19 protein-coding genes are annotated in these 17145 nt (G+C 69.3%); 11 read left to right on the top strand and 8 right to left on the bottom strand.

Annotated features, from left to right (window positions below; translation table 11 throughout):
- Positions 1–22: 22 nt before the first annotated feature.
- From DFR41_RS07685 to DFR41_RS07665, 5 genes are read left to right on the top strand one after another with little or no spacing between them, the layout of a single operon-like run.
- Positions 23–1780 carry a bifunctional alpha/beta hydrolase/class I SAM-dependent methyltransferase gene (locus tag DFR41_RS07685; RefSeq protein WP_114802325.1) on the top strand — a complete coding sequence of 586 codons (1758 nt, stop codon included), beginning with the start codon at positions 23–25 and terminating at the stop codon, positions 1778–1780.
- Complete coding sequence (locus DFR41_RS07680) at positions 1777–3102, top strand: phosphatase PAP2/dual specificity phosphatase family protein (protein WP_114802324.1); 1326 nt, start codon at positions 1777–1779, stop codon at positions 3100–3102. Before DFR41_RS07685 ends, DFR41_RS07680 begins: the two co-directional genes overlap by 4 nt.
- A complete protein-coding gene (locus DFR41_RS07675; RefSeq protein ID WP_114802323.1) occupies positions 3099–3584 on the top strand; it encodes a hypothetical protein in 486 nt (161 codons plus the stop codon). The genes DFR41_RS07680 and DFR41_RS07675 overlap by 4 nt, the downstream gene beginning before the upstream one ends.
- Positions 3581–4285 carry a lysophospholipid acyltransferase family protein gene (locus tag DFR41_RS07670; protein ID WP_017761472.1) on the top strand — a complete coding sequence of 235 codons (705 nt, stop codon included), beginning with the start codon at positions 3581–3583 and terminating at the stop codon, positions 4283–4285. Before DFR41_RS07675 ends, DFR41_RS07670 begins: the two co-directional genes overlap by 4 nt.
- Positions 4282–5229: a phosphatidate cytidylyltransferase gene (locus DFR41_RS07665; RefSeq protein ID WP_017761471.1), complete on the top strand. Its 948-nt coding sequence runs from the start codon at positions 4282–4284 to the stop codon at positions 5227–5229. The genes DFR41_RS07670 and DFR41_RS07665 overlap by 4 nt, the downstream gene beginning before the upstream one ends.
- A 142-nt stretch (positions 5230–5371) precedes the next feature.
- Here the strand turns inward: DFR41_RS07665 and ruvA are convergent, their stop codons facing one another.
- The gene (gene ruvA / locus DFR41_RS07660; RefSeq protein ID WP_017761470.1) at positions 5372–5953 is read right to left on the bottom strand and encodes a Holliday junction branch migration protein RuvA; all 582 of its coding nucleotides are present in this window, start codon (positions 5951–5953) and stop codon (positions 5372–5374) included.
- Between the two features lie 48 nt (positions 5954–6001).
- Here ruvA and DFR41_RS07655 point away from each other — a divergent pair, with 48 nt between their 5' ends.
- Positions 6002–6955 carry a PhoH family protein gene (locus DFR41_RS07655; protein ID WP_017761469.1) on the top strand — a complete coding sequence of 318 codons (954 nt, stop codon included), beginning with the start codon at positions 6002–6004 and terminating at the stop codon, positions 6953–6955.
- Complete coding sequence (ybeY, locus tag DFR41_RS07650; protein WP_043115104.1) at positions 6955–7416, top strand: rRNA maturation RNase YbeY; 462 nt, start codon at positions 6955–6957, stop codon at positions 7414–7416. The genes DFR41_RS07655 and ybeY overlap by 1 nt, the downstream gene beginning before the upstream one ends.
- Before the next feature lie 61 nt (positions 7417–7477).
- Here ybeY and dtd read toward each other — a convergent pair whose 3' ends face one another.
- Positions 7478–7918: a D-aminoacyl-tRNA deacylase gene (gene dtd, locus DFR41_RS07645; RefSeq protein WP_017761467.1), complete on the bottom strand. Its 441-nt coding sequence runs from the start codon at positions 7916–7918 to the stop codon at positions 7478–7480.
- Positions 7915–8877 carry a cation diffusion facilitator family transporter gene (locus tag DFR41_RS07640; RefSeq protein ID WP_114802322.1) on the bottom strand — a complete coding sequence of 321 codons (963 nt, stop codon included), beginning with the start codon at positions 8875–8877 and terminating at the stop codon, positions 7915–7917. Before DFR41_RS07640 ends, dtd begins: the two co-directional genes overlap by 4 nt.
- A 103-nt stretch (positions 8878–8980) precedes the next feature.
- Here DFR41_RS07640 and DFR41_RS07635 point away from each other — a divergent pair, with 103 nt between their 5' ends.
- Positions 8981–9442: a FecR family protein gene (locus tag DFR41_RS07635; protein WP_017761465.1), complete on the top strand. Its 462-nt coding sequence runs from the start codon at positions 8981–8983 to the stop codon at positions 9440–9442.
- Positions 9439–10059, top strand: a complete 621-nt coding sequence (locus DFR41_RS07630; protein WP_017761464.1) for an OmpA family protein — start codon at positions 9439–9441, stop codon at positions 10057–10059. Before DFR41_RS07635 ends, DFR41_RS07630 begins: the two co-directional genes overlap by 4 nt.
- 106 nt (positions 10060–10165) lie before the next feature.
- Here the strand turns inward: DFR41_RS07630 and tyrS are convergent, their stop codons facing one another.
- Complete coding sequence (gene tyrS, locus DFR41_RS07625; RefSeq protein WP_017761463.1) at positions 10166–11398, bottom strand: tyrosine--tRNA ligase; 1233 nt, start codon at positions 11396–11398, stop codon at positions 10166–10168.
- A gap of 165 nt (positions 11399–11563) precedes the next feature.
- Here tyrS and DFR41_RS07620 point away from each other — a divergent pair, with 165 nt between their 5' ends.
- Both DFR41_RS07620 and DFR41_RS07615 read left to right on the top strand, forming a co-directional pair.
- Complete coding sequence (locus DFR41_RS07620; protein WP_081682274.1) at positions 11564–12916, top strand: M23 family metallopeptidase; 1353 nt, start codon at positions 11564–11566, stop codon at positions 12914–12916.
- 105 nt (positions 12917–13021) lie between these two features.
- The gene (locus tag DFR41_RS07615) at positions 13022–14137 is read left to right on the top strand and encodes an anhydro-N-acetylmuramic acid kinase (protein WP_017761461.1); all 1116 of its coding nucleotides are present in this window, start codon (positions 13022–13024) and stop codon (positions 14135–14137) included.
- An 88-nt stretch (positions 14138–14225) separates the two neighbouring features.
- Here DFR41_RS07615 and mdtD read toward each other — a convergent pair whose 3' ends face one another.
- From mdtD to rplM, 4 genes are all read right to left on the bottom strand, one after another.
- A complete protein-coding gene (gene mdtD / locus DFR41_RS07610) occupies positions 14226–15653 on the bottom strand; it encodes a multidrug transporter subunit MdtD (RefSeq protein ID WP_017761460.1) in 1428 nt (475 codons plus the stop codon).
- A gap of 90 nt (positions 15654–15743) precedes the next feature.
- Positions 15744–16118, bottom strand: a complete 375-nt coding sequence (erpA, locus tag DFR41_RS07605) for an iron-sulfur cluster insertion protein ErpA (RefSeq protein ID WP_017761459.1) — start codon at positions 16116–16118, stop codon at positions 15744–15746.
- A gap of 113 nt (positions 16119–16231) precedes the next feature.
- A complete protein-coding gene (gene rpsI / locus DFR41_RS07600) occupies positions 16232–16624 on the bottom strand; it encodes a 30S ribosomal protein S9 (RefSeq protein WP_017761458.1) in 393 nt (130 codons plus the stop codon).
- A gap of 11 nt (positions 16625–16635) precedes the next feature.
- The gene (rplM, locus tag DFR41_RS07595; RefSeq protein WP_114802320.1) at positions 16636–17064 is read right to left on the bottom strand and encodes a 50S ribosomal protein L13; all 429 of its coding nucleotides are present in this window, start codon (positions 17062–17064) and stop codon (positions 16636–16638) included.
- Between the last annotated feature and the right edge of the window lie 81 nt (positions 17065–17145).

Genomic DNA, 17145 nt, shown 5'->3' with positions numbered 1-17145 from the left:
CAACCCCGGGGACGAATCACGCATGACGGCCACACCACGCATCGCCGAGGAACTGCACTTCCAGACGCACGACGGCGAATCGCTTTTCTATCGCCATTGGCCTGCCACCGGCAGCGCGCGCCGTGGGGCGGTGCTGCTCTTCCACCGCGGCCATGAGCACGGCGCCCGCATGGCGCACCTGGTGGACGAGCTGGACCTGCCCGACTTCGACTTCTTCGCCTGGGATGCCCGCGGCCATGGCCGCTCGCCGGGCCCGCGCGGCCACAGCCCCAGCTTCGCGCATTCGGTGCGCGACGTGCAGACCTTCGTGGAGCACATCGCCGCGCAGCACGGCGTGGCCGAGCAGGACATGCACGTCGTGGCCCAGAGCGTGGGGGCCGTGCTGATCTCGACCTGGGCGCACGACTACGCGCCCAAGGTCCGCGGCCTCACGCTCGCCTCGCCGGCCTTCAAGGTCAAGCTCTACGTGCCCTTCGCACGGCCCGGCCTCGCGCTCATGCACAGGCTGCGCGGGCTGTTCTTCGTCAACAGCTACGTCAAGCCGAAGTTCCTCACGCACGACCCGGCCCGCATCGCCAGCTACCAGGTCGATCCGCTGATCACACGGCCCATCGCCGTCAACATCCTGCTCGACCTGTACGAGGCCGCCGAGCGCGTGGTCGACGACGCCCAGGCCATCGTGCTGCCGACGCAGTTGCTGATCTCCGGTGCCGACTGGGTGGTGCATCCCGGGCCGCAGCATCGCTTCTTCGACCAGCTGGGCAGCCGCGTGAAAGAGAAGGTGGAGCTGCCCGGCTTCTTCCACGACACGCTGGGCGAGCGCGACCGGGCCGGCGCCGTGGCCGCGGTGCGCGGCTTCATCCTGCGGCTCTTCGACGCGCCACCCGCGCCGGCCGACCTGCGCACGGCCGACCGCCTGGGCTTCACCGCCGACGAGGCCCGGGCACTTGCGGCCCCGCTGCCGGCGCTGTCGCCGCGCGGGCTGTACTGGGCCGCCACGCGCGCCGGCCTGCGCCTGGGCGGCCGGTTGTCCCGCGGCATCGCCCTGGGCCACGCCACCGGCTTCGATTCCGGCAGCACGCTGGACTACGTCTACCGCAACGAGCCGGCGGGCGCACCGCTGGTGGGGCAGCTGGTGGACCGGACTTACCTCGACTCCATCGGCTGGCGCGGCATCCGCCAGCGCAAGCTGCATGTCGAAGAGCTGCTGCGCGAAGCCATGGGCCGGCTTGCCCACGAAGGCCGCGAGGTGCGGCTGATGGACATCGCGGCCGGCCATGGCCGCTATGTGCTCGATGCCGCGGCAGGCAGTGCCGTCGCGCCCGTGTCGATCCTGCTGCGCGACTACAGCGACATCAACGTGCGCGATGGGCAACGGCTCATCGCCCAGCGAGGCCTGCAGGACATCGCACGCTTCGTGCAGGCCGATGCCTTCGACCGCGCGAGCCTGGCCGCAGTGACCCCACGACCGACGCTGGCGGTGGTGTCGGGGCTGTACGAGCTGTTCCCCGACAACGACATGGTGGCCCGCTCGCTGGCAGGCGTGGCCGATGCTATGGAGTCCGGCGGCTACCTGGTCTACACCGGCCAGCCCTGGCATCCGCAGCTGGAGATGATCGCCCGGGCGCTCACCAGCCACCGCCAGGGCCAGGCCTGGGTGATGCGCAGGCGCACGCAGGCCGAGATGGACCAACTGGTGGAAGCCGCGGGCTTCCGCAAGATCGCCCAGCGGGTGGACCGCTGGGGCATCTTCACCGTCTCGCTCGCGCAGAAGGCATGAAGCGGCCCTGGAAGCGCGCCCTTGCCTGGCTGGCCCTACTGGGGCCCTTCTTCTACCTGAGCTACGGCCTCGCGAACTGGTGGGCCGGCACGCGGGCCCAGGTGCCCTCGGTGGTGTTCGACTGGGAGCGGGGCCTGCCCTTCTGGGCCTGGACCATCTTTCCGTACTGGTCGATCAATGCCTTCTACGCGCTGTCGCTGTTCCTCGGACGCACCCGGCATCTCGTGGACCGGCATGCGGCGCGGCTGCTGACGGCGCAGGTCGTGGCCGTAGGCTGCTTCGTGCTCTGGCCGCTGGGCTTCAGCTTCGGGCAGCCGGCGGTCCAGGGCGCGCCCGCCTTCCTGTTCGAGGCGCTGCGCGGCTTCGACAAGCCCTTCAACCAGGCGCCCTCGCTGCACATCGCGCTGGCCGTGATCCTGTGGGACTGGTACCGGCAGCTCATCCGTCCGCGCTGGGCGCGCGCGGTGCTGCACGTGTGGACGCTGCTGATCTGCGCCTCGGTGCTGACCACCTACCAGCACCACTTCATCGACATCCCGACCGGCGCGCTGCTGGGCCTGCTGTGCCTGTGGCTGTGGCCGCTGGAGCGGCAGGTGGCGCTGCCCCGCGCTTGGCGGTGGGCGCGGGACGGCGGGCGCGGGCGGTTGGCCGGGGCCTACGCGGTGGGCGCCCTGCTGTGCCTGGCCCTGGCGCTGCAGGGGGGTGGATGGCTCCTGTGGCTGGGCTGGCCCACCGCGTCGCTGGCCCTGGTGGCGCTGAACTACGCCGGCTTCGGTGCGCGCGGCTTCCGCATGGACCGGCATGGCCGCATGCATTACGCCGCGCGCTGGCTCCTGGGCCCCTACCGGGCCGCGGCCGCCGTCAACGCGTGGGCCTGGACGCGCAAGCTGCCGGCCCGCGTGGAGGTGGCGCCGGGCTTGTGGCTGGGACGCCTCCCCTCCCAGGCGGAGTGGCAGGCCGCCGGCCGGCCGCGGCTGCTGAGCCTGTGCGCCGAACTGCAACTGCCGCGCGTGCCGGGCGCCCGCTGCGTGCCGATGCTGGACCTCGCCACGCCCTCGCCGGTCCGGCTGCGTCGGGCCGTCGCGGTGCTGGAAGGCCAGCGGCGCTCCGGCGACGGCGCCGTGTGGGTCTGCTGCGCGCTGGGCTTTTCGCGCAGTGCTGCGACAGTCGTGGGCTGGCTGCTGCGGCACGGCGGTGCGTCCGAGCCGGCCGCGGCGGAGGCGGTGGTCCGGCGCGCGCGGCCGCAGATCGTGCTGCGTGCGCCGTGGCGGACGGCGCTCTCCACCCTGCAGAGCCCCGCGCCATTGCCGCGCCATCCATGACCCTGCCGTCGTCCCCCCCTGATCCGCAGGCACGCAGCCGCTGCGCCGCCCTGGCCGCGCGGCTGGCCGCCCAGCGACCCGTGGCCGCCTGGAGCCTGCTGCTGTCGGCCGCCTGCCTCCTTGCCCTGGCGGCGGTCGCCGCCGGATGGGCCATGCCTGCCAGCCGCCTGTGCCTTGCCGCCTGGTCGCTCGGCGCGATGCTCGGCCTGGCCGAACGCTACCTGGCGCTGCGCCTGCACCTGGACGAGGGACTGTTCGCAGCCCTCGGCCGCGGCGCGCTGCCCGACCTGGCCGCGCTGGACGACGCGCTGGCGTGGCTGGGCCTGCGCCCCGCGTCGCCGGGCACCCCACGCCCGCTGGAAGAGCGCCTGCGCGGCACGCAGGCCCTGATGCGCCGGCATCTGGGCGTCGTGCTGCTGCAAACCCTCTGCGTCCTGATCGCCCTCATCGCCGGCCTCCACGCCGGCCTGCCTTCGCCATGAACGACATCCTCGACTCCGACACACCGCCCGCGCGCGTCCTGCTGCGGCAGGCCGGCGCCTTCGTTGCCGCCCGGGCCATCGTGCTGGTGGCCAACCTGCTCACCGGCGTGCGCGCCATCTGGAGCGGCACCACGCCGGTGGCCGAGACCACGCTGTACTTCGCCAACCATTCGAGCCATGGCGACTTCGTGCTGGTGTGGGCCACGCTGCCGCCCGACCTGCGGGCCATCACCCGGCCCGTCGCGGGGCAGGACTACTGGCTGGCCTCGCGGCTGCGCCGCTTCATCGGCCAGGACGTGTTCAATGCGCTGATGATCCGCCGCGACGGCAGCGGTGCGGCGGGCAGCACGGCCGCCAATCCGGTGGAACAGATGGTGCAGGCGCTGGAGGCGGGCGATTCGCTGATCATGTTCCCCGAGGGCACGCGCAACACCGGCGATGCGGTGATGCTGCCGCTCAAGAGCGGGCTCTTCCACATCGCCCGCGCCTGCCCGCAGGTGCGGCTGGTGCCGGTGTGGATCGAGAACCTCAGGCGCGTGCTGCCCAAGGGGCAGCTGGTGCCGGTGCCGCTGGCCTGCTCGGTGCGCTACGGCGCGCCGGTGGTGCTGGCCGACGGCGAGGACAAGGCCGCTTTCCTGGCGCGCGCGCAGCAGGCCATGCTGGACCTACGGCCGGACCATGACAAAGCGGAGGAACGATGAGTCCCATCACCCACACCACCCTGATGCTCTTCGGCGGCGTGGCCGGCGTGCTGGTACTGGCCTCGGCCATCGGCGCGCTGCTCAAGTGGCGCGTGGCCCATGGCGCGCCCCATTCGGTCATCGACAACCTGAACGCCCGCGTCAATGCCTGGTGGGTGATGGTGGCCGTGATCGGCGTCGCCTTCGCCTTCGGCAAGCTGGGCGTGATCCTGCTGTTCTACCTGGTCTCGTTCTACGCGCTGCGCGAGTTCCTGAGCCTCACCTACACCCGGCGCGGCGACCACCTGGCCATGGCGGCCGCCTTCTACGTGGCACTGCCGGTGCAGTACTTCCTGGTGTGGATCGAGTGGTACGGCATGTTCGCCATCTTCATCCCGGTGGAGGTGTTCCTGATCCTGCCCATCCTGTCGGCCCTGGGCGGCGACACGCAGCGCTTCCTGGAGCGCACGTCCAAGGTGCAGTGGGGGCTGATGGTCTGCGTGTTCTGCATCAGCCACGTGCCGGCGCTGCTGACGCTGAACATCCCCGGCTTCGAGGGGCGCAACCTGCTGCTGATCGCCTTCCTGGTGATCGTGGTGCAGGGCAGCGACGTGCTGCAGTACGTGTGGGGCAAGCTGCTGGGCAAGCGCAAGGTGGCGCCGGAGCTGTCGCCTTCCAAGACCTGGGAAGGGCTCATCGGCGGCGTGGCCAGCGCCACGCTGCTGGGCGCGGCGCTATGGTGGGCCACGCCCTTCGCGCCCTGGCAGGCCGCGCTCATGGCCTTCATGATCTGCGTGATGGGCTTCTTCGGCGGGCTGGTGATGTCCGCCATCAAGCGCGACCGCGGCGTGAAGGACTGGGGCACCATGATCGAAGGCCACGGCGGCATGCTGGACCGGCTGGATTCGGTGATCTTTGCCGCGCCGATGTACTTCCACGCGCTCCACTATTGGTGGGTTCCTTGACCCACCCCCAGGCTTCGCACTTCGCGCTCCGCCTCCCCCCTCAAGGGGGCACATCCAGCGGCCCGGCAACGCCGGTTCCGCGGATGTCCACGCGTGGCCTGCTCCGCGGCCTTTCGAGCAAAAGTCAGCGGAACCTGAGCGCCTACTTCGCCAGCGCCTTCAGCGCCATCTTGATGCCCTCGCTCACGCCCACGTCCTTGGGCAGGGCCTTGAGGGCGGCAGCGCCTTCCTTGTCGTTGTAACCCAGCGCCAGCAGGGCCTGCAGGATGTCGGCCTGGGCGTCGCTGGCGGGCTGGGCGGCAGCGCCGGCGGTGCCCACGGCGTCGCCCAGCTTGCCCTTGAGCTCCAGCAGCAGGCGCTCGGCCGTCTTCTTGCCGATGCCGGGAATCTTCACCAGTCGGCCCGGCTCCTGCAACGCGATGGCCTGCACCAGCTCGCCCACGCTCAGGCCCGACAGGATGCCCAGCGCCGTGCGCGGCCCCACGCCCGCGATCTTGATCAGCTGCCTAAAGGCCGCACGCTCTTCCGCCGACGCGAAGCCGTAGAGAATCTGGGCATCCTCTCGCACGATGAAGTGCGTGAGCAGCGAGACCTTCGCGCCCACCTGCGGCAGGTTGTAGAAGGTGCTCATCGGCACGTCCACCTCGTAGCCCACGCCGCCGCAGTCGATGACGATCTGCGGCGGGTTGCGTTCGGCCAGGGTTCCGGTGAGTTTTCCTATCATGACTTGCGTGCCGATCCTTCGATTCCATCTGCCAGAGAAAAAAGCCGCGTGATTCTCCGCCACAGCTTCACCCCCGCGAACAACAGCCGCCTGGCACACCTGTGCGGCCCCATGGACGCGCACCTGCGCCGCATCGAGGAGGCGCTGGAGGTCAAGATCGCCCACCGCCACGAGCTGTTCAAGATCGACGGCCCCAAGGCCCGCGCCGAGCGCGCGCTGGAGGTGCTGCAGGCCCTCTACGAGATCGCCAAACATCCGGTCGATGCCGCTATGGTGCAGCTCACTCTGGCCGGCGACGGCCAGATGGCCGAGGACGAGGAAGGCGCGCTCACGCTCGCCACCCGCCGCGGCAACCTGCGCGCCCGCACCCCCAATCAGAGCGTCTACCTCGACAACATCGCCAACCACGACATCACCTTCGGCATCGGCCCGGCGGGCACCGGCAAGACCTACCTGGCGGTGGCCTGCGCGGTCGACGCGCTGGAGCGCAGCAGCGTGCAGCGCATCGTGCTGACCCGCCCGGCGGTGGAGGCTGGCGAGCGCCTGGGCTTTTTGCCCGGCGACCTCACGCAGAAGGTCGATCCCTATCTGCGCCCGCTCTACGACGCGCTGTACGACCTGATGGGCTTCGAGAAGGTCACCAAGGCCTTCGAGCGCAATGCGCTGGAGATCGCGCCGCTGGCCTTCATGCGCGGGCGCACCCTCAACAACGCCTTCGTCATCCTGGACGAGGCGCAGAACACCACGCCCGAGCAGATGAAGATGTTCCTCACCCGCATCGGCTTCGGCAGCAAGTGCGTGGTGACGGGCGACATCAGCCAGATCGACCTGCCCAAGACGCAGACCAGTGGTCTGGTGGAGGCCGAGCGCGTGCTGCGCCGGGTGCAGGGCCTGGCCTTCACCCGCTTCGACACCGGCGACGTGGTGCGCCATCCGCTGGTGGCGCGCATCGTCGATGCCTACGACGCCTCCCGCAAGCGCAGCAGCGCAAAGGTCGACTGATGGCGATGCCGCCACTTTCCCTGTCGTTGCAGTTCGGCCGCATCGACGCGCTGGCGCGCCACCGCGCCGCCCTGCCCCGCCACCGCGTGGTCCGCTGCATCCGCCATGCGCTGGAGGCGCCCGGCGAGATCACCGTGCGCATCGTGGACGCCGAGGAAGGCCAGCAGCTCAACCGCGAGTTCCGCGGCAAGGACTACGCGACCAACGTGCTGACCTTCGACTATGCGCAGTCGCCGATGGTGATGGCCGACCTGGTGCTGTGTGCGCCTGTGGTGGCGCGCGAGGCGAAGGAGCTGGGCGTGACCCTGGCCGCCCATTACGCGCACCTGCTGGTGCACGGGACGCTGCATGCCCAGGGCTGGGACCACGAGACCGGCGACGAGGACGCCGAAGCGATGGAAGCGCGCGAGATCGAGATCCTGGCCGGGCTGGGCGTACGCAATCCGTATCGGGGTCGCTGAGAGCGCGCCTCTCACAGACCCGCCTGCACACAGCCTGAGGCCCCGAGAGCAATCCCGGCGTTCAGCGCATGTCGATGGGAATGGTGACCGGACCGTCGTTGACCAGGTGCACCTGCATGTCGGCCCCGAAACGCCCCGTGGCCACCTCGGGATGCAAACTGCGGGCCTGCGTGACGAAGGCGTCGTAGAGCCGCCGCCCCTCGTCCGGCGGCGCAGCGCCCGTGAAGCTGGGCCGGTTGCCGCCGCGCACGTCCGCCGCCAGCGTGAACTGGCTGACGATCAACAGCCCGCCGCCCACATCCTGCACGCTGCGGTTCATCTTGCCGGTCTCGTCCGAGAAGATGCGCAGCTTCAGGATCTTGGCCAGCAGCCGCTCGCCCACAGCCTCGGTGTCGCCCGGCTCGGCACACACCAGCACGAGCAGGCCTGCCCCGATGGCCCCCGCCACCTCGCTGGCGATCTCCACGCGCGCCTCGCGCACGCGCTGCAGCAGCGCCTTCATGGCAGCACCCGGCCGACGGGGTCGCGGTCCTGCGCCAGCGCGGCCCGCGACTCGAATTTCAGCGGCAGCAGCTGGATGGTCACCCGCAGGTTGGGCAGCACCGCCATCAGTGCCCGCTCGACGTCGTCCCGCATCAGCGCGGCGCGGCGCAGCGTCCAGCCGCCCGGCAGATGCATGTGCAGGTCGGCGAAGCAGCGGCGGCCGGCGCGGCGGGTCACGAGGTGGTCGAAGCGCATCTCGGTGTCGGCGGGCGTCTCGGCGGCGATGCGATCCAGCACCGCCTGCAACAACGCCTGATCGGCCGGCGCCAGCGCCTCGTCCATCAGGCCCTGGGCCGAGCGCCAGACCAGCTGCCCCCCCTCCCAGATGATGTTGATCGCCACGCCGATGGCCAGCAACGGATCGAGCCACAGCCAGCCGGTGAAGCCCACGGCGATCACGCCGATGATCACGGCGACGGAAGTCCACACATCCGTCATCAGGTGCCGGCCATCGGCCTCCAGCGCGATGGAGTTGTGCTTCTTGGCCGCGCGGAACAGCAGCCAGGCCAGCCCGCCGTTGAAGGCCGAACTGACGGCCGAGAGCACGAGGCCCCAGCTCAGCTGCTCCAGCGGCTGGGGATTCAGCAGCCGGTGCACGGCCGCGCCCGCAATGGCCAGCGCCGCACCGACGATCAGCACGCCCTCGAAGCCGGATGAGAAGTATTCGGCCTTGTGGTGGCCGTAGGGATGGTCGTCGTCCGCAGGGCGGGAGGCCACCGTCACCATGCTCAGTGCGAACACCGCGCTGGCCAGGTTGACGAAGGACTCCATGGCGTCCGAGATCAGGCCCATGGAATGGGTCACATAGCCGGCGATGCTCTTGAGCAGGATGGTGACCAGTGCGACCCCGATGGACAGCTTCAGCAGATTGCGCGGCTGCCAAAACGGCGAATCATCACCGATAGGGAAATATTTCATGTTCTTTGTCAAAAACTCTACTGAACGCGCCGCAGAGCGCCGTGGGGCGCGACCTATCATGCGCGGTTTTCTTTAGCGCCAGATTAAGGTCATGAGACAGAGGATGCTTCAAGGCCTGCTCGCCGCCGCTGCCCTGTGGGTCGGCATTGTGGGCCCGGCCCAGGCGCAGGACGCCGTGAGCGGCGGACACGCCGGCTTCATCAAATCGGTCCAGGGGCAGGTTCTCATCGTGAACGCGGCCGGGCAATCGCAGGCCGCCCAGGCGGGCAGCACGCTGCGTGCCAGCGACCGCGTCGAGACGGACGCGCAAGGCGCAGCCGGCCTCGTGCTGCGGGACGGCACCACCCTGGTCGTCGGCCCCGCCTCGCGCGTGGACCTGCGCGACTACCGCTTCGACAGCACCACGCAGGACGGCAACCTGCTGGTCGGCCTGCTGCGGGGCTCGCTGCGCATGATCAGCGGCCTGCTGGGCAAGGCCCATCCGGAAGCGGTGCGCGTGGAGACGCAGACGGCCACGATCGGCATCCGAGGGACGGACTTCATCGTGTCCGCCGAGGCCCCATGATGCGCCGCCCGTTCACCCTGCTGCGTTGGGCCGTTCCCGCCGTAGCCCTACTGCTCGCGGCCTGCGCGGCGCCACCGCCGCCCTCCACCCGCGTGGTGCTGCTGCCGCAGGACGACGGCACGCCGTCCGCGGTGGTCGTGAAAACGGCTGGCGGGCAGCAGCGGCTGGACAAGCCCTACGAACGCGCCTCGGTGGTTGCCACCAACCAGCCGCCGGTGGTCGACACCACCGACGCGGCGACGGTGCAGGCCCGCAACCCCAGCCTGTTCTCGATGCGGCCCGCCCGCCCGCAGCGCTACGTGCTGTTCTTCGACACAGGGGGCACGCGACTGGCTGCGCAATCGCAGCGCGCCCTCGATGCGCTGCTGGGCGACGCCCTGGCCCGGCCGGGCGCCGACCTGGTCATCACCGGCTACACCGACACCCGGGGTGCGGCGGCGGCCAACGACGCGCTGTCGCTGGCCCGGGCACAGATGGTGCGACAGATGCTGATCCAGCGCGGCTTCGCACAGGAACGCATCGAAGCCGCCGGACGCGGCGAGCGCGAATTGGCCGTACCCACGGCCGACGAGGTGGACGAGCCGCGCAACCGGCGCGTCGTGGTCGATCTGCGCTGAAGGCCCCGCGCGCTTCTTGGCAGCGCCCGCCCTGCCGCCTGACGCGCGACCGGCATGGCCGGCACATTGAAGCAGGCGTGCCAGTCGGCACGCCTGAAACGGTCAGTCAGGCCAGCAGCACCCGCGCGAACTTGCGCTTGCCCACCTGCACGACGTAGCTCCCGGCCTCCAGCTTGAGACCCTTGTCGCTCACCACGCTGGAGTCCACTCGCACGCCGCCACCATCGATCAGGCGGTTGCCCTCCGACGTGGATGCCGCGAGCCCCGCCTGCTTGAGCACATGGGCGATGCCCAGCGGCGCACCGTTGATCTGCACCTCTGGAATCTCGTCCGGCACGCCGCCGCGGCTGCGATTGATGAAGTCCTGCTCGGCCGCGTCGGCCGCCTGGGCGCTGTGGAAGCGGGCCGTGATCTCCTTGGCCAGCATCACCTTCGCGTCCTTGGGATTGCGCCCGCCCTCGACCTCGGCCTTGAGCGCGGCGATCTCCTTCAACGAGCGGAAGCTCAGCAGCGTGAACCACTTCCACATCAGCGCGTCCGAGATCGACAGGACCTTGGCGAACATGGTGTTCGGCGCCTCGCTGATGCCGATGTAGTTGTTCTTGCTCTTGGACATCTTCTCGACGCCGTCGAGGCCTTCGAGCAGGGGCATGGTCAGGATGCACTGCGGCTCCTGGCCATATTCCTGCTGCAGGTGGCGACCCACCAGCAGGTTGAACTTCTGGTCGGTGCCGCCGAGCTCCAGGTCGCTCTTGAGTGCCACCGAGTCGTAACCCTGCATCAGCGGGTACAGGAACTCATGCACCGAGATCGACTGGCCGGCCTTGAAGCGCTTGGTGAAGTCGTCGCGCTCCATCATTCGGGCCACCGTGTATTTGGCCGCCAGCTGGATCATGCCGCGGGCGCCCAGCGGGTCGCTCCATTCGGAGTTGTAGCGGATCTCGGTGCGCGCCGGATCGAGCACCAGGCTGGCCTGGCGGTAGTAGGTCTGCGCGTTCTCTTCGATCTGCTCACGCGTCAAGGGGGGGCGGGTGCTGTTGCGGCCGGAGGGGTCGCCGATCAGGGTGGTGAAGTCGCCGATCAGGAAGATCACCTGGTGGCCCAGGTCCTGCAGTTGGCGCATCTTGTTGAGCACCACCGTGTGGCCGATGTGGATGTCGGGGGCCGTGGGGTCCAGGCCCAGCTTGATGCGCAGCGGCTGGCCGGTCTTTTCGGCGCGCTGCAGCTTGCGGATCCACTCGTCCTGAGGCAGCAGTTCGTCGGCGCCTCGCAGCGAAATTTCGAGCGCTTGTCCTACACCATCCGATAGTGTTTGACCAATAGGAGACTGGGGATTCATTGCGATTTTGAGGGGCGGAAACAACACACGCCGCTATACTCCGCCGGGTTTTGCGCTGTGCATTCTACGCAGCGCCTCTTTTCGCCCCGCACTGGCATCAGCGCTCACCTACAGCGCTGCAGGGCGGCCGCCGAACCCGAGCCCTGGATTCCTACGTTGTCGAAACTGATCAACGGCATTCTGGCCGCCGAGGAAGCGTTTGCGTCTCGCGTGGCCCTGGTCATCCGGACCCATCCCCGCCATCTCACCGCCGCCGTCGCCGCGATGCTGATGACCGCCGGCGGCGGCGCCTTCGCCGTCGCCTCGCTGGGCCCCGATGCCGCGGATCTGCCGATCCGCCAAGTCCTCGAAACCGTCACCCCCGTCTCTGTCGAAAGCCAGAGCCAAGCCCTCGACGGCTACAGCTTCACCCTCTTCCGCACCGAGTCCACCCGCGCCAGCGACACGGCAGATGCCCTGCTCGGCCGCCTCGGCGTGAACGACCCGGCGGCCGCCGCCTTCGTGCGCGGCAACGGCGAGGCGCGCGCCGCCATGCTCAGCCGCGTGGGCCGCACCATCTCCGCCGAGATCGGCCAGGACGGCCGCCTGCATCGCCTGTCGGCCCGCTGGGTGCCCGACAACGCGGGCGGTTTCCGCCGCATCACGATGCAGCCGGACGGCGCCAGCTTCGCCGTGCGCAGCGAGGCCGAGACGCTGGACATCAACCAGCGCGTGGCTGGTGGCACCATCCAGAGTTCGCTCTTCGCCGCCACCGACGCTGCAGGCATCCCAGACGCTGTCGCCAGCCAGCTGGCGGACATCTTCTCGGGCGACGTGGACTTCCGCCAGCTGCGCAAGGGCGACCGCTTCGCCGTGCAGTACGAAAGCCTCGAAGCTGACGGCCAGGCCATGCGCAGCGGCCGCGTGCTTGCCGCCGAGTTCGAGACGGGCGGCAAGGTCCATCAGGCCATGTGGTTCGAGCCTGCCGGGCAGAAAGGCGGCTACTACCGCTTCGACGGCGAAAGCCTGCGCCGCGCCTACCTGGCGTCGCCGGTCGAGTTCACCCGCGTGTCCAGCGGTTTCGCGATGCGCTTGCACCCGATCCTGAACAGCTGGCGGCAGCACACCGGCACCGACTTCGCCGCACCGCCCGGCACGCCGGTACGCACCGTGGGCGACGGCACGGTCGATTTCGCCGGCTGGCAGAACGGCTACGGCAACATCGTCATCATCAACCACCGGAATCGCCAGCAGACGGCCTATGCGCACCTGAGCCGCATCGACGTCAAGGCGGGCCAGTCGGTGAGCCAGGGTCAGCGCGTGGGCGCGGTGGGCTCCACGGGCTGGGCCACCGGCCCGCACCTGCATTTCGAGTTCCGCATCGACGGCCAGTACTTCGACCCGCAGCGCATGCTGGCCGAGCAGGATGGCGGCGCGCCGATTCCCGCCCCCGCCCGCGCAGCCTTCGCCAAGGCGATGGGTGCGGCGCGCACCGAACTCGCCGCCGCCAGCGCGGTGCTGCAGGCCCGCGCGGACTGACGACGGCGCGGCGGCCTGCCCCGAACCGGCGGCCGGGCCCCATTTCCCCTTCAAGCAGCGCCGGCCCTCCGGCGCTTTTTTCTTGGCGACATTCGAGAACCCCGCATGACGGCGCTTTTCATCGGCCTGATGTCCGGCACTTCCCTCGACGGCGTGGACGGCGTGATCGCCGCCTTCGACGGCGGCGTGACGGTGCATGCCCATGCGAGCGTCGACTTCGACGCCGCCCTGCGCGCCGAACTGCTGGCGCTGAACCAGCCGCAGGGCGTGGACGAACTGCACCGGGCCGCCCTCGCCGCCAACGGCTTGGCACGCCACTACGCCGCGGTGGTGCGGCAACTGCTCGACCAGGCCGGTCGGGCCGCAGGCTCGATCCGCGCCATGGGCGCCCATGGTCAGACGGTACGTCACCGGCCGGGCGCCTTCGACGGCACGGGCTACACGCTGCAGCTGAACAACCCGGCCCTGCTGGCCGAACTGACGGGCCTGCCTGTGGCCTGCGACTTCCGCTCGCGCGACGTGGCCGCGGGCGGCCAGGGTGCCCCTCTGGTGCCGGCCTTCCATGCCGCGCTGTTCGGCCGGTCCGGCGAGGACCGTGCGGCGCTCAACCTGGGCGGCATCGCCAACCTGAGCCTGCTGCCGGGCGATGACGGGCCGGTGCGCGGCTTCGACTGCGGCCCGGCGAACGCCCTGCTCGACCACTGGTGCCATCTGCACCGAGGGACCGCCTTCGATGCCGGCGGAGCCTGGGCCGCTTCGGGCTCGGTCCGCCCTGCGCTGCTCCAGCGCCTGTTGGCCGAACCCTACTTCGCCCAACCCATTCCCAAGAGCACCGGGCGCGACCTGTTCCATCCGCAGTGGCTCGCGCAGCATCTGCAGCCCGACGACTTGGCGGCGAATCCATGCGATGTGCAGGCCACCCTGGCGGAGCTGACCGCCCGCAGTTGCGCCGAGGCGCTGCGGCTGCATGCGCCGGGGGTCCGACGGCTGATCGTCTGCGGCGGGGGCGCCGCCAATGACGACCTGATGCGCCGCCTGACGCAGCAGCTGCCCGGCGTGGCCATCGACAGCTCCGCCGCGCACGGCCTGCCGCCGCAGCAGGTCGAGGCCACCGCCTTTGCCTGGCTGGCACAGCGCCTCGTGGCCGGCGAACCCGGCAATCTGCCCATGGCGACGGGCGCACGTGGCCTGAGGGTGCTGGGCGCGCTCTACCCGGCCTGAGCGCCTCCAAGATCGCACGGCCGCGTGGCCGCGAAATGGACCCAGCCGACGGAGCCCAGCATGGCTGCAGCCGGGCGGGCACCCGGCCTCAGTGCCGGCCGGCCGCGTCCGGTTCTTCCAGCTGGGGTGAGCGTGCCTCCGGCGGCACCTGCCAGAAGATGAAGGCCGAGGCCACGGTCACCAGTCCCACCGTCACGAAGGTGGCCTGGAAGGCCGGCAGGGCGTGATCGCCGAAGGCACCGCTGAAGCCCGACAGCACGGCGCCGGCCATGGCGACCCCCAGACTCATCGCCAGCATCTGCACCATCGAGAACAGGCTGTTGCCGCTGCTGGCGCTGGCCCCATCCAGGTCCTTGAGGGTGAGGGTGTTCATGGCGGTGAACTGCAGCGAATTGAAGGCGCCGAACAGCGCGAACTGCAGCAGCCGCAGCCACAGCGGCTCGCCGGGCGAGGCCAGCGCAAAGCTGGTCATCAGCAGGCCGATGATGCAGGTGTTGGCTGTCAACAGGTTCCGGTAGCCGAAGCGCAGGATCAACTGGGCCGCCACCCGCTTCATGCCCATGCCGGCCAGCGCCGTCGGCAGCATCATCATGCCGGCCTGCATCGGCGAGTAGTCCAGCGACACCTGCAGCGACAACGGAATCAGGAAGGGCATGGCGCCACTGCCCAGCCGGCAGAACAGGTTGCCCAGCAACCCGACCGAGAGGGTCCGCACCTGGAAGAGGTGGGTGGAAAACAGCGGCGCCGGATGCCGGACGGCATGCAGCCAATAGGCCACCACGGCCGCGAAGCCGAACACCGCCAGCACCAGGGCTCCGGCGTGCCCCAGGCCCTTTGCACCTTCGATGGCGAGCGACAGGCTGGCCATGCCGAAGGCCAGCAGCACGTAGCCCAGCAGGTCGAAGCGGCCGGGCGCATCGGCCCGCACGTCGGGCATGAAACGCTGGGTCGCTGCCAGGCCGATCAGGCCCACCGGCAGGTTGATCAGGAACACCCAGTGCCACGATGCGTATTCGACCAGCCAACCGCCCAGCGTCGGACCCAGCAGAGGGCCGATCAGGCCAGGAATCGCCACGAAGCTCATGGCTTGCAGGAACTGCGCGCGGGGAAAGGTACGGAGCACCGTCAACCGACCCACCGGCAGGAGCAGCGCACCACCCAGGCCCTGGAGCACCCGCGCCGCCACCAGTTCGTCCAAATGCCGCGACGCCGCGCAGGCCAGCGAACCCAGCGTGAACAAGGCAATGGCCACCATGAACATGCGCCGCGTGCCGAAGCGGTCGGCCAGCCAGCCCGAGGCGGGGATCAGCAGGGCCATCGTGAGCGAATAGGACACCACGACGGACTGCATGCGCAAAGGACTTTCGCCCAGCGCGCGCGCCATCGACGGCAGGGCGGTATTGATGATGGTGGCATCCAGCGTCTGCATGAAGAAGCCGATGGCCACCAGCCACAGCAGGATGCGTTGCGAGGTGTCGGTGGCCGCTGGAGCGGCTTCGGGTCGGGAGGCGGTCAAGGGCGGGCTCGGGCGCAAAGGGAAACAAAAAGCCGCCCGAAGGCGGCTTTCATGGCGGCGACTGGCGTTGTTGTCGCACGGTGCGGGGGATCAGACCGAGAAGCTCGAACCGCAGCCGCAGGTGGTGGTGGCGTTGGGGTTCTTGATCACGAACTGGGCACCTTGCAGATCTTCCTTGTAGTCGATCTCGGCACCGACCAAGTACTGGTAGCTCATGGCATCGATGAGCAGCGACACGCCGTTCTTGGTCATGGTCGTGTCGTCATCGTTGGTCACCTCGTCGAAGGTGAAGCCGTACTGGAAGCCGGAGCAGCCGCCGCCCTGGACGAACACGCGCAGCTTCAGATCGGGATTGCCTTCCTCGGCGATCAGGTCGGCCACCTTGGCGGCGGCGGAATCGGTGAACACGATCGGCTCGGGCATCGCCTGCACGGCGGGCGCGGTGGTTTCGGCAACTGCGGTCATGGAATATCTCCGTGGAGGGCCGAGCCCGGCGGGCGCGACCAAGGGAAGGAATGCTAACGCAGGCAAAGAAAAACCGCCCCGAGGGCGGTTTTTCTGTGGCAGCTGCGAAACGCTCAGCGCTTCGAGAACTGCTTGCGGCGGCGTGCGGAGTGCAGACCGACCTTCTTACGCTCGACTTCACGCGCGTCGCGGGTGACGAAGCCAGCCTGGCTCAGCACCGGCTTGAGGGTCGCGTCGTAGTCGATCAGCGCACGGGTGATACCGTGGCGGGTGGCGCCGGCCTGGCCGGACTCACCGCCGCCGTGCACGTTCACCTGGATGTCGAAGGCTTCCAGGTTCTCGGTCAGCGCGAGCGGTTGCTTCGCAATCATGATCGAGGTCTGGCGGCCGAAGAACTGCTCGATCGGCTTGCCATTCACCGTGATCTTGCCGCTGCCCTTCTTGAGGAACACGCGGGCGACGCTGGACTTGCGACGGCCGGTGCCGTTGTTCCAATCACCAATCATCTCGGGACTCCTCAGATTTCCAGCGGCTGCGGCTGCTGGGCGCTGTGCGGATGCTCAGCGCCGCCGTAGACCTTCAGCTTCTTGATCATGGCGTAGCCCAGAGGACCCTTGGGCAGCATGCCCTTGACGGCCTTCTCGAGCGCGCGGCCGGGGTGCTTGGCCTGCATGTCGCGGAAGTTGGTGGCGGTGATGCCACCCGGGAAGCCGGAGTGACGGTAGTAGACCTTGTCGAGGCTCTTGGTGCCGGTGACCTTGAGCTTGGACGCGTTGACGATGACGATGAAGTCACCGGTGTCGACGTGAGGCGTGTAGATGGCTTTGTGCTTGCCGCGCAGACGGAGGGCCACTTCGCTGGCGACCCGACCGAGAACCTTATCGGTTGCGTCAATCACAAACCACTCGTGCTTCACGTCAGCGGGCTTGGCGCTGAACGTAGACATGAGATTTCCTTGGAAAAGGAGGTTTGGAAGAGCCCTTTTCCGCGGTCGGTCTTTCTCTGAAGGAAAGCTCTTAGGCGGGTG

Source organism: Pseudacidovorax intermedius (genome assembly GCF_003350475.1).
Classification (GTDB): Bacteria; Pseudomonadota; Gammaproteobacteria; order Burkholderiales; family Burkholderiaceae_C; genus Xenophilus; species Xenophilus intermedius.
The sequence above is the reverse complement of the archived record's forward strand: the minus strand, read 5'-3'. Positions and strand labels throughout refer to the sequence as shown.

What these genes read in the sequence shown, in the direction of transcription:
- DFR41_RS07685 (WP_114802325.1), top strand. Translation starts at nt 23, where the DNA reads ATGACGGCCACACCACGCATCGCCGAGGAACTGCACTTCCAGACGCAC.
- DFR41_RS07680 (WP_114802324.1), top strand. Translation starts at nt 1,777, where the DNA reads ATGAAGCGGCCCTGGAAGCGCGCCCTTGCCTGGCTGGCCCTACTGGGG.
- DFR41_RS07675 (WP_114802323.1), top strand. Translation starts at nt 3,099, where the DNA reads ATGACCCTGCCGTCGTCCCCCCCTGATCCGCAGGCACGCAGCCGCTGC.
- DFR41_RS07670 (WP_017761472.1), top strand. Translation starts at nt 3,581, where the DNA reads ATGAACGACATCCTCGACTCCGACACACCGCCCGCGCGCGTCCTGCTG.
- DFR41_RS07665 (WP_017761471.1), top strand. Translation starts at nt 4,282, where the DNA reads ATGAGTCCCATCACCCACACCACCCTGATGCTCTTCGGCGGCGTGGCC.
- ruvA (WP_017761470.1), bottom strand. Translation starts at nt 5,953, where the DNA reads ATGATAGGAAAACTCACCGGAACCCTGGCCGAACGCAACCCGCCGCAG.
- ybeY (WP_043115104.1), top strand. Translation starts at nt 6,955, where the DNA reads ATGGCGATGCCGCCACTTTCCCTGTCGTTGCAGTTCGGCCGCATCGAC.
- dtd (WP_017761467.1), bottom strand. Translation starts at nt 7,918, where the DNA reads ATGAAGGCGCTGCTGCAGCGCGTGCGCGAGGCGCGCGTGGAGATCGCC.
- DFR41_RS07640 (WP_114802322.1), bottom strand. Translation starts at nt 8,877, where the DNA reads ATGAAATATTTCCCTATCGGTGATGATTCGCCGTTTTGGCAGCCGCGC.
- DFR41_RS07635 (WP_017761465.1), top strand. Translation starts at nt 8,981, where the DNA reads ATGCTTCAAGGCCTGCTCGCCGCCGCTGCCCTGTGGGTCGGCATTGTG.
- DFR41_RS07630 (WP_017761464.1), top strand. Translation starts at nt 9,439, where the DNA reads ATGATGCGCCGCCCGTTCACCCTGCTGCGTTGGGCCGTTCCCGCCGTA.
- tyrS (WP_017761463.1), bottom strand. Translation starts at nt 11,398, where the DNA reads ATGAATCCCCAGTCTCCTATTGGTCAAACACTATCGGATGGTGTAGGA.
- DFR41_RS07615 (WP_017761461.1), top strand. Translation starts at nt 13,022, where the DNA reads ATGACGGCGCTTTTCATCGGCCTGATGTCCGGCACTTCCCTCGACGGC.
- erpA (WP_017761459.1), bottom strand. Translation starts at nt 16,118, where the DNA reads ATGACCGCAGTTGCCGAAACCACCGCGCCCGCCGTGCAGGCGATGCCC.
- rpsI (WP_017761458.1), bottom strand. Translation starts at nt 16,624, where the DNA reads ATGATTGGTGATTGGAACAACGGCACCGGCCGTCGCAAGTCCAGCGTC.
- rplM (WP_114802320.1), bottom strand. Translation starts at nt 17,064, where the DNA reads ATGTCTACGTTCAGCGCCAAGCCCGCTGACGTGAAGCACGAGTGGTTT.